General features: G+C 38.4%; 13 protein-coding genes. 2 read left to right on the top strand and 11 right to left on the bottom strand.

From position 1 onward, the window contains the following. Nucleotides 1-284: 284 nt before the first annotated feature. The 6 genes from O3798_RS08310 to O3798_RS08335 form a co-directional block, all read right to left on the bottom strand. On the bottom strand, nucleotides 285-1,799 hold the full coding sequence (locus tag O3798_RS08310) for a phosphomannomutase/phosphoglucomutase (protein ID WP_371464259.1): 1,515 nt from the start codon (nucleotides 1,797-1,799) through the stop codon (nucleotides 285-287). 135 nt (nucleotides 1,800-1,934) lie between these two features. After that, nucleotides 1,935-2,474, bottom strand: coding sequence for a DUF402 domain-containing protein (locus tag O3798_RS08315; protein ID WP_048711662.1), 540 nt, complete (start codon nucleotides 2,472-2,474; stop codon nucleotides 1,935-1,937). 118 nt (nucleotides 2,475-2,592) lie between these two features. Continuing rightward, nucleotides 2,593-3,765 carry an A/G-specific adenine glycosylase gene (gene mutY / locus O3798_RS08320; protein WP_371464260.1) on the bottom strand — a complete coding sequence of 391 codons (1,173 nt, stop codon included), beginning with the start codon at nucleotides 3,763-3,765 and terminating at the stop codon, nucleotides 2,593-2,595. Next, nucleotides 3,756-4,571, bottom strand: coding sequence for a RecX family transcriptional regulator (locus tag O3798_RS08325; protein ID WP_371464261.1), 816 nt, complete (start codon nucleotides 4,569-4,571; stop codon nucleotides 3,756-3,758). The genes mutY and O3798_RS08325 overlap by 10 nt, the downstream gene beginning before the upstream one ends. Nucleotides 4,572-4,707: 136 nt before the next feature. Further along, on the bottom strand, nucleotides 4,708-7,365 hold the full coding sequence (locus O3798_RS08330; RefSeq protein ID WP_371464262.1) for a cation-translocating P-type ATPase: 2,658 nt from the start codon (nucleotides 7,363-7,365) through the stop codon (nucleotides 4,708-4,710). A gap of 241 nt (nucleotides 7,366-7,606) precedes the next feature. Continuing rightward, nucleotides 7,607-8,830, bottom strand: coding sequence for a PLP-dependent aminotransferase family protein (locus O3798_RS08335; protein WP_371464263.1), 1,224 nt, complete (start codon nucleotides 8,828-8,830; stop codon nucleotides 7,607-7,609). Nucleotides 8,831-8,930: 100 nt separating this feature from the next. Between O3798_RS08335 and O3798_RS08340 the strand changes: the two genes are divergently transcribed. Next, nucleotides 8,931-9,779 carry a pyridoxamine kinase gene (locus tag O3798_RS08340; RefSeq protein ID WP_371464264.1) on the top strand — a complete coding sequence of 283 codons (849 nt, stop codon included), beginning with the start codon at nucleotides 8,931-8,933 and terminating at the stop codon, nucleotides 9,777-9,779. Next, nucleotides 9,776-10,321: an ECF transporter S component gene (locus O3798_RS08345; RefSeq protein ID WP_371464265.1), complete on the top strand. Its 546-nt coding sequence runs from the start codon at nucleotides 9,776-9,778 to the stop codon at nucleotides 10,319-10,321. Before O3798_RS08340 ends, O3798_RS08345 begins: the two co-directional genes overlap by 4 nt. Before the next feature lie 511 nt (nucleotides 10,322-10,832). Here the strand turns inward: O3798_RS08345 and galE are convergent. The 5 genes from galE to O3798_RS08370 form a co-directional block, all read right to left on the bottom strand. Continuing rightward, nucleotides 10,833-11,840, bottom strand: a complete 1,008-nt coding sequence (galE, locus tag O3798_RS08350; protein ID WP_048711974.1) for a UDP-glucose 4-epimerase GalE — start codon at nucleotides 11,838-11,840, stop codon at nucleotides 10,833-10,835. Nucleotides 11,841-11,854: 14 nt separating this feature from the next. Beyond that, complete coding sequence (gene map, locus O3798_RS08355) at nucleotides 11,855-12,628, bottom strand: type I methionyl aminopeptidase (RefSeq protein ID WP_371464266.1); 774 nt, start codon at nucleotides 12,626-12,628, stop codon at nucleotides 11,855-11,857. 146 nt (nucleotides 12,629-12,774) lie between these two features. Then, on the bottom strand, nucleotides 12,775-13,485 hold the full coding sequence (locus tag O3798_RS08360; protein WP_371464267.1) for an LPXTG cell wall anchor domain-containing protein: 711 nt from the start codon (nucleotides 13,483-13,485) through the stop codon (nucleotides 12,775-12,777). A 250-nt stretch (nucleotides 13,486-13,735) separates the two neighbouring features. Next, nucleotides 13,736-14,449, bottom strand: a complete 714-nt coding sequence (locus O3798_RS08365) for an LPXTG cell wall anchor domain-containing protein (RefSeq protein WP_371464268.1) — start codon at nucleotides 14,447-14,449, stop codon at nucleotides 13,736-13,738. Nucleotides 14,450-14,589: 140 nt separating this feature from the next. Then, the gene (locus O3798_RS08370; RefSeq protein WP_371464269.1) at nucleotides 14,590-15,222 is read right to left on the bottom strand and encodes an LPXTG cell wall anchor domain-containing protein; all 633 of its coding nucleotides are present in this window, start codon (nucleotides 15,220-15,222) and stop codon (nucleotides 14,590-14,592) included. Between the last annotated feature and the right edge of the window lie 223 nt (nucleotides 15,223-15,445).

Consider the following 15,445-nt stretch of genomic DNA (forward strand, 5'->3'; position numbering starts at 1 on the left):
GAAGATGAAGTCCCTACACATTTGGTTCGTCTTCTTTGTTCAGTTTTCAAAGGTCAATCGTTGTTTTTGCAACAACTTCTATATCCTATCATAGGACATTTTCACTGTCAACAGATTTCATTGAACTTTTTCAAAGTTTTTTGAAACTGTTTTATAAGCGAACGTTCGCTCAACAGTGATATTAATTTATCATAACCAAAGAAGGTTTGCAACTGAAAAGATGTAGAATTCTAAAAAAAATAATACAGTTCACAGAATCTGCAAACTGTATCTTTTTTAGCCTTCTATTTTAGTAAAGCTTCGAGCTTACTTTGATTGATTTTTGGATAACGGTTCATTATTTTTTGAATCGTTTCTAGAATCTTCTTTTGATATCCAACTAAATCATTTTCAATTTGAAGAACGAGTAGCGGTTCATGTAAGCTCATGCGTAATAATAACCATCCATCTCCGTACTCACCTTTGAAATCAATACGAACCCCCTCTTCGTTTTCCAGGTTCACACCCCAGCCTTGTGGAATCCACTGTGGAAATTCTTTAATCACTTCATTGCCATAAGTTTTGAAATCTTCTGTTTCAATCTTAAAGCGAACTTCAACAACTTCTTTTGGTTGTACTAATTGTTTGATTAAATAATCCAATGTTTCTCCGCGTTCAAGCAATCTTGGAAGAAGCATTAAAATCTTCGCCACTACATACGCGCCATCATCTAGGAAGTAATTTTCCTTAAAGGCTGCATGTCCACTAGTCTCAATCGCTAATTGACAATCCGTACCAGCTTTATTTAACTCGATAGCTTTATTGATAACATTACGGTACCCAGAAATATAACGATATTGATGGCCGCCTAGTTCTGTAATAAATCTCTTCAAGTGTTCAGTTGTAGGTGAGTTCGTCACGATTGTAGTTCCAGGGTGTTCACTAATGGCAATTACACTAAGAACAGCAATCAAGTTGTTTCTATTTAATAATTCTCCATCTCCTGTAACGACTGCAGCTCTATCCACATCGGTGTCAAAAATCACACCATAATCCGCACCGACCGCAAGCACCTGATTCTTAATACTTTCCATCGCTTCTTTATTATCTGGGTTTGGAATATGATTTGGGAATGTTCCATCAGGATCTAGGAACTGTGAACCTTTCGTGTTAGCACCTAATACTTCTATCACCTTTTCCGCATAGAAACCACCAGCACCATTTCCAGCGTCTACAATAATATGAAGACCTTCGAGCGGTTTTTCTTTCTCGCTCCCGCTCCCTTTACGAATCAACTCTACCAAGTGACGGCTGTATCGTTCAAAAATACTTTTTACTTCTATAGTAGAAACAGGTACTTGGGGGACTTCTTCTTTCTCGTCTACTAAATCAATGATGCCACGAATATCACTTGCTTCTAATCCACCCTCACGTGTGAAGAATTTCAAACCATTATAATAGAAAGGCAAATGGCTGGCTGTGAACATCACGGTTGCGTCGCAGTTAAACTCTTCAAACTGCGTTGCCATAAACATACTTGGAGTTGTCGCCATCTCAAAATCAATTACCTGAACACCAAAAGCCGACAACACCTGAATAAATTCTCTTGTTAAGTCCGGACCACTAATGCGACTATCCCTACCAACCCCAACAACTAATTCCGTCACCACTTCAGATGGATAACGTTTCTGTAGCCATTTTACAAAAGCACTCGCGATTAAACGACTCTCTTCTACCGTTAACGTTGCATCAAACTCTTCTGTTCCAATAGCAATACCACGGATATCTGAACTCAGTTGTAACTCTTTGATTTTTGACATGGGAATCCCTCCTTAGCTTTATCCTTATTTTACCAAAAGTACCCATCTATTGATAGAAAGTTTTCAAAATTTATCCCACAAAAACAAAAAGCAAGCAGCCTTAGCTACTTGCTCTTTCAACTCAGCTATCATGAGTTATGATTTACGATAGGTTAATTGAATATATCTTTCATACCATAAATCGACATATTCAGGCGAGAACGGCCCTTTTTTGTTATTGATCCAATCCACAAGAATCTCAACGTTTGCCTTCAAGATTTGATCAATCTCTTTTGAATAATGCATTTGACGGCGATGCAATTCATATTCATCGACATCTAGCAATCTCTTTTCGCCATCCGGGAAAATCTTGATATCTAAATCGTAATCAATATATTTCAAAGCTTCTGCATCTAACACATAAGGTGAAGCAAGATTACAATAGTAAGAAATTCCTTTTTGACGAATCATCGTTACGACATTGAACCAATAATGCTTATGGTAATACAATAACGCTGGCTCTCTCGTCAACCATCTTCTACCGTCGGACTCAGTCACAAGAGTATGATCATTGCAAGCGATAATTGCTTGATCGCTTGTCTTCAAAATCATGCTATCGCGCCAAGTGCGATGAAGACTACCATCATGTTTATAACTCTTGACAGTGATGAATTCTCCTTCTCTGGGATTCTGCACCACTATATCCAACTTTCTATATCTATTTAAGAGTAAACTCTTAGTTATTTCAAATCATTAGTAGTATAGCATATTTCTACCATTCTGTGAACAAAAATCAGATTAGCTGTGATTCTCCTTATAAAAGTTCTTGCGAAGCGAGTAATTCACACATCTTCCCTTGTACTCTTGACTGTGGCAGTTGCGCCATTTCTTCTTTTGTTACCCATTGGAGCGTACGTGTTGCATGCTGTTCTAATGTTCCCAAAAACGTTGCACATTGCAACTCAATATCCCAGCGTTGGTGACTGAAAATATGTTTCACTGTTTTCGGTAAAATGCGAGTTGGTTGAAGCTTCATTTTATAAAGACTTTCAAACTGAACTTCAAGCGGGATATTTTGGTTTATTTCATAAGTCGAATTTTCTTCGGCTACTCCTTCGAATAAATCAATCGATTCTCCCACCGTACTAAAATCACGAATCAGTGGAAAATGCCAAAAACCACTCAACAGGTCCGCTTGCGTATTCTTCTCTACTAAAAGACGTCCCTTTTCATCTTGAATAACAAACGCTCGCCATTTCATCGGTGTCGGTTTCTTTTTCGGCTTCTTAATTGGATAAATATGCATCGTTCCATTTTGATACGCCGCACTAAACTCTTTCACAGGGCTCTCTTCCGGGCGCGGATTCACCGGCGATTCGATATCTGAACCCAAATCCATCAAAGCCTGATTAAAGTCCCCTGGCCGGTCGGGGTCAATTAAAATTTCTGCAATTTCTTGGAACGCCCAACGATTGCTTGGGTTTCCAATATCTAAATTCACCTCAAACAAGCGACTAATCACACGCATCAAATTACCGTCCACTGCAGGTTCAGGTAATCCAAAAGCGATACTGGCGATTGCACCTGCCGTATAAGGTCCGATTCCTTTTAATGAGAGAATTCCTTCATAAGTATTCGGGAACACTCCGCCAAATTCTTCCATTATTTGTATCGCTGCTTTTTGCATATTGCGTACGCGCGAATAATAACCAAGACCTTCCCAACATTTTAACAGCAGCTCTTCGGGAGCCTCTGCTAAGTCTTTAACCGTTGGAAACGTCGCTAAGAATCGCTCGTAATACGGAATTACTGTATCCACTCGCGTTTGTTGAAGCATAATTTCACTCACCCAAATAGCATAAGGGTCAGTTGTTCTTCTCCAAGGTAAATCTCGTTTTTCTTTGTCATACCAATCGAGTAGCGTCTTTCTGAAACGCTCGATTTTCTTCTTGTCCCACATTTTTACGCCAATACCGGCTAAATCCATTCTGCTTTCTCCATTTCAAACTGCGCTATGGCCTGTTCAATCACACTAGAAGTAAATCCTTTTTGATACAACTTCCCTTTGATTTGATACCAGAGCGCCGATTCATTCTCTTCGTATTTTTTTGCGATGCGTCGGTAAATCGTCGCAATCTCTTTTACTGCTAATTCTGCTTCCATTTCACTTTGCGCTTCAAACGATAAAAACGGAACCACTTCTTCAGCGATTTCTTTCGAATACCCTTTTTGCATCACAAACACTTTTACTTTTTGCTTAGCTACTTTGGGTGTGACCCGCTTTTGCCCTTTTAAATATGACTGCGCAATTTGAATTGCATTTTCAAGTTGCTCTTTTAGCGTATAGCCTTCAAGCACTGTTTGAATGACCTTATCGCTAATACCTTTCTTTTGCAAATCAAAAACAACAGACTTTGGCCCTTTGAACGTCACAAACTTAGCTTGATTTAAGTAGCTTTCTGCATAAAACGTATCGTTAATAAAATTCTGCTCATGCAGCTTTCCAAGCACTTCATTAATAATATCTTCGTCAAATTCTAATTTTTCTAATTTTTCATAGACTTCTTTCGTTGAACGAAGCTTGAAATTCAAGAAATGTAAAGCCTTTTGATAGGCTTGCTGAATACAATCATCATGTTGAATTTCATCAATTTGTTCTTTGGTTAATTCGGTTCCTTTGAATAAAGCGTATTTTACAACAGTCGCCTCATCAACACCAAATGCAAAAGTATCATTCAAATAAATATTGTAACGGCCTTTTTTCTTTTGAGCCTCAATTTTTGTAATGACCATATTCCCACACTCCATTCTACATAGAAATATTTTAGCAAAATACACAGTTGAATAAAAGCTAGACTCACTACTTCTATTAATACATACGAAAAAAAGGCTCACACAAGGTGAACCTTTCTTCGTTATACTTATTAGATTAGTCTTTATCCATTCCCATTGCACGCATAATTGCTTTTGCAATTTCTACGATTGGAACGATTGAAAATGCTGCACCAACTACGAACAACCATTGTTCAGCTGTAAGAATTGCTACATCAAATACAGTTGTTAATCCAGGAATCACCATTACGCTTAGAAGCATTACGGCTGATACTAGGATTGCGTAGTTAAACATCTTGTTCTTGAACGCACCAACTGTGCCAAGTGATTTGTACACTGACTTCACGTTGAAGGCGTGGAACAATTGGATTAAACCTAATGTTGCAAACGCCATTGTTTCCCCAACTGGGTTCCCCCAATTAGCAATATGAGTTGCGTACCAGAATACAAACAATGTAATTCCACCTTCGAAGAAACCTTGGTAGAAGATACTTGGTAACACACCGTTTGATAAGAAGTTCGAGCCCTTACCGCGTGGTGGGTGGTTCATGATATCTGCTTCCGCTTCTTCAAGACCTAAAGCAATCGCTGGGAATACGTCTGTTACTAAGTTGATCCATAAGATATGGATTGGTTCTAGAATTGACCAACCAGCCATTGTCGCAACGAACATTGTCATTACTTCACCGAAGTTTGCAGATAGTAAGTATTGAACAGCTTTTTGGATGTTCGCGAATACTTTACGTCCTTCTTCAACGGCAACAACGATTGTTTCGAAGTTATCATCGGCAAGTACCATGTCTGAAGCACCTTTAGAAACTTCAGTACCTGTAATCCCCATACCAACACCGATATCGGCTTGTTTAAGTGAAGGAGCATCGTTAACTCCATCTCCTGTCATCGAAACAACTTTACCATTCTTTTGCCAAGCTTTTACGATACGAACTTTATGCTCTGGAGATACACGAGCATATACAGAGTAATTTTCAACAGTACGTTCTAATTCTTCATCAGAAATATCGTTTAATTCGCCACCAGTTAATACTCCGTCTTCTTGGTCTGGACGAAGGATGCCTAAACGTTTTGCAATCGCTTGGGCTGTATCGCGGTGGTCCCCAGTAATCATAATTGTACGGATACCAGCTGATTGAGCTACTTTAATCGCAGCCGCTGCTTCCTTACGTTCTGGGTCAATCATCCCTACTAAACCAGCAAAGATTAAATCATGTTCGATTGAATCTGTGTCCACTGTTTCAGGTAGAGTATCAATCACTTTGTATGCCATCGCTAACACACGAAGCGCTTGAGTGGCCATTTCTTTGTTTAATTTCATTAATGTTGTGCGGTCATCTTCAGTAAACGCAGAAACCTCACCATGTTTTTCAATCTTCGTTACACGGTCTAATAACATATCTGGAGCACCTTTAGTGGCAACCAAATATTTACCGTCTTCTAATTGATGAATCGTTGTCATTAATTTACGTGTTGAGTCAAACGGAACTTCCGCAATACGTGGAATGTTTACTAACTCTTCACGTACATCATAGTTTTTATCAAGACCGTATTGAACCATTGCTGTTTCAGTTGGGTCCCCTAATAATGAGTTATCTTGAGAAATCTTAGTATCGTTGGCTAAGTTCATTACACGAAGCGCGATGTTGTCTTTAGAAATTTCTTCTGACGCATCATGGATTTCGTTATCATAAACCATTTTTTCAACAGTCATTTGGTTAAGTGTTAATGTACCTGTTTTATCCGAACAGATAATTTCAACACCACCTAATGTTTCAACAGCTGGCAATTTACGAACAATCGCGTTACGTTGCGCCATTTTTTGAGTTCCTAATGCTAGGATAATTGTAGAAATGGCTGGTAACCCTTCTGGAATCGCAGCAACGGCAATCGCAATCGCTGTTAATAACATATGAGTCCATTCATTTCCTCGAAGCATCCCTACCAAGAAGATAATCACGGCAATCACTAAAATCATGATTGTTAGCCATTTACCAAGAGCATCTTGGTTTTCTTGAAGTGGTGTTTTACCTTCTTCAGTGTTCGCTAACATATTAGCGATTTTACCAACTTCTGTATTCATACCAGTACTTGTAACCACACCAACAGCACGGCCGTAAGTTACGTTTGTACTTGAGAACGCCATATTAGTACGATCTCCAATTCCCACTTCATCCCCTGCAGGAATCACTAAGTCTTTATCAACCGGAACTGATTCCCCTGTTAATGCTGACTCTTCAATTTTCACTGTGTTTACTTCGAATAAACGCATATCCGCTGGCACAACATCACCAGCTTCAAGAATAACAACGTCACCGACTACGATGTCTTCCCCTTTAATATGTTCCACGTGTCCATCACGTAAAACACTTGCTACAGGTGAAGCCATTTTCTTCAACGCTTCGATTGCTTCCTCGGCTTTTGACTCTTGGAAGACCCCTAGAACTGCGTTAAGCAATACTACTGCTAAGATGATAATTGCATCCGTTGGGTCTGGGTCGCCTTGGTGAGCAAACATCGAAACAACTGCCGCCACTAAAAGTACTAAAATCATGAAATCTTTAAATTGATCCACGAATTTTTCTAATAGTGTTTTTTTCTTACCTTCTTGTAATGTGTTCGCACCGTATTTTTCAAGTCTTGATGCAGCTTCTTGAGAGCTTAAACCAGAAGGACTTGACTGTACTTCTTTAAATACATCTTCGACCGTCTGCAAATATACGTGTTTTGTTTGTTGTTCCAACAAAATACACTCCTTTTCTTTTTCTATAAAAAGAGAGACTTATGCCCATCATCCTATTGATAACAAACATAAGTCTCACTGTTCAAGATAATACCAGCGAGAATTCGCTTGTTGTTGATATTATCGCAACGCTCGGTTGCCAGTTACTCCCTTATAGAGATTGATTATTGTTGTAGTTACTATACCAAATAAAAATGAGATTTGCAAATTTTTTAGTTAAATTGTTAACCTTTCTTTTTACCTAAATTTCGCGGATTTTAGCCAAATCAAACCGTTCCAATGATGGCGCATTTTTCGAGATAAAGTACTCATCAAGTGGTTTTGCTTTCAGGTTCATCGCTTGTAATTTGTCAGCCATCGTCGGCGTTTTCTTAAACACCAATTGCGTCCCATGAAGGATTCCTTCACTGACACCTGATGATAGAAGCCACTTCTTTGCGCGTTTACTTTTTTCAATATAATTTTCGACCATTTCCTTACGATGCTTCAAAAACATTCCATTTTCAATAAAAAGCGTAAATGTTTTTTGCATCATCACATTCGAATCGTAATCCATCCATAACTTCCGCATTGCAAAAGGCTCCACTAACTCTTTTGGTAACACTACAATTCCAATTTTCAAAGCTGAGAATAAAATGGACGAGAAAGATTTAACATAAATAACACGTCCGTCCATATCATAATAATGAAGTGGCGTCGCATTACCCTCGACAAAATCTGCCATATAGTCATCTTCGATAATATACACTGAGTACTTGCTTGCTAGTTCCACAATTTTTTTCTTGGTAGCTTCACTGTAACTTCCACCAAGTGGATTATGAAAGCGGGAAATCGTATAAAATAGCGAAAACTCTCCACTCGCAAATAATTCCTCTAATCGGTTTAAATCAATTTCACCATCCATCTGACGTTCAATGGTTTCGTAAGGAATGTTCAAGTGCTTCACCAACTCATTCATCCTTGCATAAGTTGGTTGCTCCAGCAATACTTTTTTCCCCTGAATTAGTTGTAATAAAATATAGAGCGCTTGTTGCGTTCCAGTCGTTATGACCAATTGTTCCTTTGTAGCATACACCCCATACTCTTCTAAAATAGGCATTAATGCCTGAATCAATTCATCCATCCCAGAAGCTTGTTCTTCTTTTGTTAACTTTAAATCATGCGCACTGGCAAGCGATTGATTAAAACAGATACGCAAATCTTCAATCGGAAGTTGAGAATAGTCTTCTTCGAACTCCTCCAATGGCTTCGGCTCTGTATTTTTCAGTACATAATAGCCACTTTTTTCTCTCGAATAAATAAAACTTTCATCTTTTAAACTACGCAAGGCTCTTTGTACGGTATCCTTATTTACTCCGTAGGTTGCGACTAGTTCACGTACAGAAGGAAGTTTATCCCCTTTTTGTAGATTTCCACTTAATATTTCCTCTTTTAATGCATTTGCTAATTGCTGATATTGATACATGACACACCTCCACTGTACCGGTACAGTTAGTTTTCATCCCTATTGTATCCTCACCTGTCCCGTTTTACAATACAGATACATTGAAACTCGAGGAATAGATATGAAAAAAATATTATTAGCAAACGACTTACCTGGAATTGGCAAAGTCGCACTCGCTCCCGCTATCCCGATTTTTGCTTGTTGTCAAATTGAAACGATGCTCCTGCCTACGGTGCTCCTTTCATCTCATACAGGCGGATTCAAAAATATCGCGATTGCGGAGCAAACCGAATTTATGAAGCAATCTTTAAAACAATGGCAAGAATTGAAATTAAAACCAGATGCTGTTTTAACAGGATATTTTCGAAATGCGGAACAAATTGAATTAATGATAGATACTATTGAAAAACTGCCTAAATCTACACAAATTTTTGTCGATCCGATTATGGCGGATAACGGAAATCTGTATAGCGGATTTACACAAGAACATGTTGAAGCGATGAGAAAACTCATTCAATATGCTCAAGTGATTTATCCAAACATTACAGAAGCTTGCTTATTAACCGAAACGGCGTATCCTTCTGGAAAAATCACGATGGACTTTACAAGGGAGTTAGCTAAGAAACTAGCCGAACTTGGACCAGAACATGTCATTATTACGGGATGCCCTGATAGCGAAGAGTTAACAGGTGTTCAACTTTATACCAAAGAGACGGATTCATTCTTTGATTTCTATAAAACAAAGTATCCGCATCATTTTTACGGAACAGGCGATACCCTCGCCGCTCTTACGACTGCATGCATCCTACAAGGATTGCCTATAGAAGACGCACTATCATTCACATTACAATTTATCGACGAAGTGCTTCAATTAGGTAGCCAACAACCTGAACAAATTCCATTTGGCCTTCCAATCGAGAAAAAACTTGGAATGCTTACAACAAAATTTACTATTGAGGTGTCATTATGAAAAATACAGATTTAAGAGATTTAGTTCAAACAAGCTTATTCGCAGCTTTAATTTATTTGGGAGTTAGCGTCTTTAGAATCCCAATGCCATTCACAACACAGTTCGTTCATTTTGGAAACGCGCTTGTAGTAATTGGATGCTTACTTTTCGGAACAAAACAAGGAGCAATCGCCGCTTCAATCGGTCTTGGGCTTTTCGACATCCTTAACAATTACGCCGATGTTGCTTGGCAAACTGTTCTTGAATCATTAATCGTCTGCTATGTGATCCATCTTGTATACGAGAAAGCAATGGATAAAGATGACAAAACCGCAAACGTAATTGCGGTGGGTGTTATTGCTGCCATTGTAAAAATTATTGTCAATATCATTAAATACACATTCTTACGAGGGATGATTGTCGGCGGCCTTGCATTAACACCAGCATTCATTCAAGCCATCAATAAAATTACAGGAACGTTTGGATCAGCTATCTTCACAGTAGTTGCAGTTCCAATCGTTTACCCACTCTTCAAAGAAGCACTAAAACGAGTAAGAAAATAGACAAAACAGCTATTACGAACCCAATCGTAATAGCTGTTTCTTTTTTCTCCACAGAGGACTATTAGAAATACGCAAAAAAGAACTCCTTGGAGTTATTGTGGCAATAGTAGGAAATCATAACCAATGTGAATTAGGGAGAGTTGCGATTTATTCGCTACTCTCCCTTTGAAGCTTGGTAGGTTTGAGACCTCAGGCTCAAGCCGGTATCCTACTATTCTTGCCACAATAACAACTCCAACAAAGTCTTAGCACCATCCCTCTCCCCACCACAGAGGGTTATTAGAACCCCTTTGGTGGTATTCAAAAGAAAGAACTCCTTGGAGTTATTATGGCAATGGTAGGAATTTATAACCAATGTGAATTAGGGAGAGTTGCGATTATTCGCTACTCTCCCTTTGAAGCTTGGTAAGCTTGAGACGTAGGCTCAAGCTGGTATCCTACCATTTCTGCCATAATAACAACTCCAAAGGAGTTCTTTTAATTCTTTTTTCAGCGGTATTAAAAAATATTTCTAATAGCCCTCTGGATTTTTCTTTTGCCAGTTCCATGAGTCGCGAACCATATCGTTTAGATTCTTTTCTGCTACCCATCCTAGCACTTCTTTTGCTTTAGAAGCATCCGCATAACAAGTTGCGATATCCCCTGCACGACGAGGTGCAATTTTATAAGGAATATCCACTCCGTTTTCTGAGATAAATGCTTTCACTAAATCTAATACACTATATCCAATACCAGTTCCTAAGTTAAAGACTTTTGCACCTTTTTGAGCGGCGTTGTTTTTAACCGCAAGTACGTGTCCACGAGCTAAGTCAACAACGTGGATGTAGTCACGAACACCAGTACCATCATGTGTATCATAGTCGTCTCCAAACACACTTAAAAATTCACGTTTACCAACAGCTACTTGAGTGATATATGGCATTAAGTTATTTGGAATGCCATTTGGCGCTTCTCCAATCAAGCCACTTTCATGTGCACCGATTGGGTTGAAGTAACGTAAGTTTGTAACTGACCAGTCGCTATCTGAAAAAGCAACGTCATTTAAGATTTGTTCAAGCATTACTTTTGTATAACCATAAGGGTTTGTTGCGCTTGTTGGCATTTCTTCTTTAAAAGGAACGACATTATTCATACCGTATACTGTTGCACTTGAACTGAACACGATATCTTTTACATTAAATTGACGCATTACATCTAGTAACACTAATGTTCCAGTAATATTGTTGTGGTAGTATTCTAAAGGTTTTTCAACAGATTCTCCTACAGCCTTGAAGCCTGCGAAATGAATCACTGAATCGATGTTTTCTTTTTCAAAAACAGATATTAAGAAATCACGATCAAGAATGTCGCCTTCATATAGAGGGAAATCTTTCCCTGTGATTGTTTTCAAACGGTTCAACACTTCTGGTGAGCTGTTTGAGAAGTTGTCAACGATAACAACCTCAAATCCAGCTTTATCTAATTCGATAACTGTATGAGAACCAATATACCCTGCTCCACCTGTTACTAAAATTGCCATTTTTGCTTCCTCCCTTAGTTCAACACATCTTCTGCGTGATCTTTTTGTAATGTTAAAACACGTGGACCATCTTTTGTAATGGCCAATGTATGTTCAAATTGGCAGCTTAGTCCACCATCTAATGTATGAGCTGTCCAACCATTACTTTCCATTTCTGCTTTCCAAGTACCAGTATTCACCATCGGTTCAATAGTGATGACCATTCCCTCTTTCAAGCGAAGGCCTTTTCCAGGTTCGCCGTAGTGAGGAACTGCTGGGCTTTCATGAATTGTTGGTCCAATTCCGTGTCCAATAAAGTCACGAACAACCGATAACCCTTCACTCTCAACATAAGTTTGAATCGCGTGACCGATGTCCCCAATACGATTGCCAACTTTTGCTTGTTGAATTCCTAAATATAAAGCTTTCTTTGTTACTTCATATAAATGATCAATTTCTGGAGTACTTTCTCCAACAATATAGCTCCAGCAAGAGTCTGATAAAGCGCCTTTAAGTTCCACACAGAAATCCACTTTTACCAAATCTCCTGATTTTAACGGTTTACGACGTGGGAACCCGTGACAGATTTCGTCATTAATACTTTGGCATGTTGCGTACTTATATCCCTCGTATCCAATTTGCGGTGCTGAACCACCCGCTTCTTCAATTTTCTTTTGTACAAATTGATCGATGTCCCAAGTAGTGACACCCGGTTTAATAAAATCACGAAGTTGCACGTGAATGGATGCTAACAGTGCACCTGATTCTTCCATTGCGTCAATTTCGCGTTTTGATTTTAATGTAATCATGAAATAAACTCATCCTTTCTAGTCTCCCCGTCATTATAGCATAGAACAAATATAAAGAGAAAGAGCCTAGACCGAAATGTTAAGAGAGTCTTAATCAAAAAAGACTGACAAAGTCACCTTTGTCAGTCTTCGTATTCCCTCTTATATTATAAGTGGTCTGTTGGCGCTACTGTAATTGGCTCAACGGATTGAGTCGCTGCTGTTTCTGTTGTTGGTTCAGCAGTTGTTGATTCAGTAGTCGTTGTTGTAGTTGTCTCAGTCGTTGTTGTTTCAACAGTTATTGTAGCTTCTTCTGGTGTAACCACTTCTTCATTTGCCGCAGCTTCAGTAGTCGTTGTAGCTTCAGTAGTCGTTGTTGCTTCAGTAGTCATTGAAACATCTTCACGAATATATCCTACATATCGATAACAACTCATGTCGATTAGACTTTGTTCATATGGAGTTGCTGCAGAAACTGAAGTTGTTGCTGCCACTGTCCCCGCTGCTACTAATCCAATCATTAAGATTGTTTTCTTAGCTTTCTTATTTGATACTACAAAGTAAGCTGCTCCTGATAATGATACGATACCAAAAACCGCTAGAATTGTTGTCGAAGATGACCCCGTATTTGGTAAAGTGTCGCCTAATGGGCATTTTCCTTTATCCAATTCATAAACGTATAATGTCGCTTGCCCAGCTTGTGCAGGCGCAGTTGGTTCTCCTGGTTGAATTGCCTCACGTTGTTCTTTTGTTAAATCAGCAATATTTACTGATTGTACTTCAGGAGTCTCAGCATTCGCTACTTTAGAAGCGGACATTCCAACAAAAGCAAATAACATCATAACTACAGCACATAGTTTTAACCATTTGTTTTTCATCTGATTTTCCCTCCTTAATTTTTATGTTTAAATTATAATGTTTATTTGAAGAAATTTCAAACATTTTCAATCTTCTTATATACTTTTTAACATATTTATAGCTTTTTTCCCTCAAAAGGAACTTTTTAGGAACGTTTATTTCCAAATGTTTCCGTTTTTCGTTCGGTGGTAATCCGATGTTTTTTGTACTTATTTCCATGTTTCTACATAAAAAAAGACCGAAGAATATATCTTCGATCTTTGATGATTTCTATAAACGATCCGTTGGCGCCACTGTATAAGCTTCTGTCGAAGTTGTTGCCATCGTTTGAGTAGTCGGCTCTTCTGTCGTTGTAGTTTGGGTTGTTGTCGTTTCTTCTGTCGTCGTTGTTGGTTCTTCCGTTGTCGTTTCAGTCGTTGTTGTTGCTTCTGTTGTCACAACAGTTGTCGTCGAACCTGCTGTCGTTGTTTCTTCTGAAATATAGAATCCAACGTAGTCATAACAATCAATCTCCTCAGGGTCTAAGTTCATTTGTTCAATGATTTGACCTAAGATTGAGCTGTCCGCTGCTAAAACCTCTCCTTGGAAAGCAAAGAATGTTCCTAAGCCACCAAGTACTAAAACTGTTTTAGCAATGTTGCGCATCTTGTTTGATTTCACTAAGTACAGACCACCTGCTACTAATACGACTGCAAAAACTGCTGAAACAGTGTTTGCTACTGTACCAGTATTTGGTAATTCTGGACCTCGCTTTGGAATCGATACACCACAAGTATTATTCTTTCTATATACATAAACCGCATGCGAGCCATCTTTCAAATCAGCCTCAGTTGGTTTCCCTTGTTTAATTTCTTTTCTAACGTTTTCAGTTGTTTTATCGTAATCGACATAGTGTACTGTCGCTGCCTGGGCAGTTGAAGATACCATTACACCAATTGTTAAAGTGATTAAAGTTGCTACAATTAATTTAATTGATTTTTTCAAACAATCCATACCTCCCTATTTTTTTATAACAGATATTTTACTGTATCTATTTTTAGATTGCAAAAGTGTAGCTCGAATTTTAGCCCGACTTTTGTCACTTAAGAGGAAATTTTCGAAAACTTCCGCAACTTTAACGACTCTTAAATATGATCAGTTGGTACTACCGTATACGTTTGTTCAGTTGTTGTTTCTTCAGTAGTCGTCGTTTCTGTTGTCGTTTCTGTTGTCGTCTCTGTCGTCGTTGTTATCTGTTCTTCTGTAGTTGTTTCACTTGTAGTTACTTCCGCAGTTGTCGATGCTTCTGTTGTTGTCGTCGTACTATTTTCACGAATATAACCAATATAAATAGTACAATCTTCTTCCACAAATGATGCCCCTGCAGAAACTAAACTTGTGCTTGCTGCAACTCCAGATAATACTAATCCTACGATTAAGATGAATTTCTTCCCGTTTTTATTAGATACTAGGAAATACCCAGCACCCGTCAGCGCTAAGATTCCTAAACTCACCATAATCATCGAAGAGTTTGTTCCTGTTTTTGGTAATTGACACGCTTCTTTATTGTAATCATATACGAAAATAATGCGTTCTCCATCGAGCAATTCATAATTTGGTTCGCCGTTTTGAATGGCTTCTTTCTGTTGTGGAGTTAAATCAGTATATTGAACAGTGATTACATCTGGATGTGTTGCTTCAGCGATGCTAGTTGTATTGAATCCAAAAATCCCAAACAACATAATCATTGCTGCTAGTCGTAAAGCTATTTTCTTCATACACACCTTCCTCACTTTTTATGAATTCATTTCAATTATCACATAACTCCGATTGAAACTCAAATAATATTTGTACAATTTCACAAACTTTTCACAGCCCCACTGTCCAACTATATTAGTAAATAAAAAAACTGGTGAAGTTTCCTTCACCAGTTTCGTTTCATATTGAATTATAAATGATCAGCCGGAAATACATCAGCACTATTAATTTCTGTAGTAGAAG

The sequence above is a fragment of the Granulicatella sp. 20925_1_45 genome (genome assembly GCF_041433555.1).
Lineage (GTDB): Bacteria > Bacillota > Bacilli > Lactobacillales > Aerococcaceae > Granulicatella.

Bases quoted from the DNA above. Each gene is read 5' to 3' on its own strand.
- O3798_RS08310 (WP_371464259.1), bottom strand. From the start codon at position 1,799: ATGTCAAAAATCAAAGAGTTACAACTGAGTTCAGATATCCGTGGTATT.
- mutY (WP_371464260.1), bottom strand. From the start codon at position 3,765: ATGGATTTAGCCGGTATTGGCGTAAAAATGTGGGACAAGAAGAAAATC.
- O3798_RS08325 (WP_371464261.1), bottom strand. From the start codon at position 4,571: ATGGTCATTACAAAAATTGAGGCTCAAAAGAAAAAAGGCCGTTACAAT.
- O3798_RS08335 (WP_371464263.1), bottom strand. From the start codon at position 8,830: ATGTATCAATATCAGCAATTAGCAAATGCATTAAAAGAGGAAATATTA.
- O3798_RS08340 (WP_371464264.1), top strand. From the start codon at position 8,931: ATGAAAAAAATATTATTAGCAAACGACTTACCTGGAATTGGCAAAGTC.
- O3798_RS08345 (WP_371464265.1), top strand. From the start codon at position 9,776: ATGAAAAATACAGATTTAAGAGATTTAGTTCAAACAAGCTTATTCGCA.
- galE (WP_048711974.1), bottom strand. From the start codon at position 11,840: ATGGCAATTTTAGTAACAGGTGGAGCAGGGTATATTGGTTCTCATACA.
- map (WP_371464266.1), bottom strand. From the start codon at position 12,628: ATGATTACATTAAAATCAAAACGCGAAATTGACGCAATGGAAGAATCA.
- O3798_RS08360 (WP_371464267.1), bottom strand. From the start codon at position 13,485: ATGAAAAACAAATGGTTAAAACTATGTGCTGTAGTTATGATGTTATTT.
- O3798_RS08370 (WP_371464269.1), bottom strand. From the start codon at position 15,222: ATGAAGAAAATAGCTTTACGACTAGCAGCAATGATTATGTTGTTTGGG.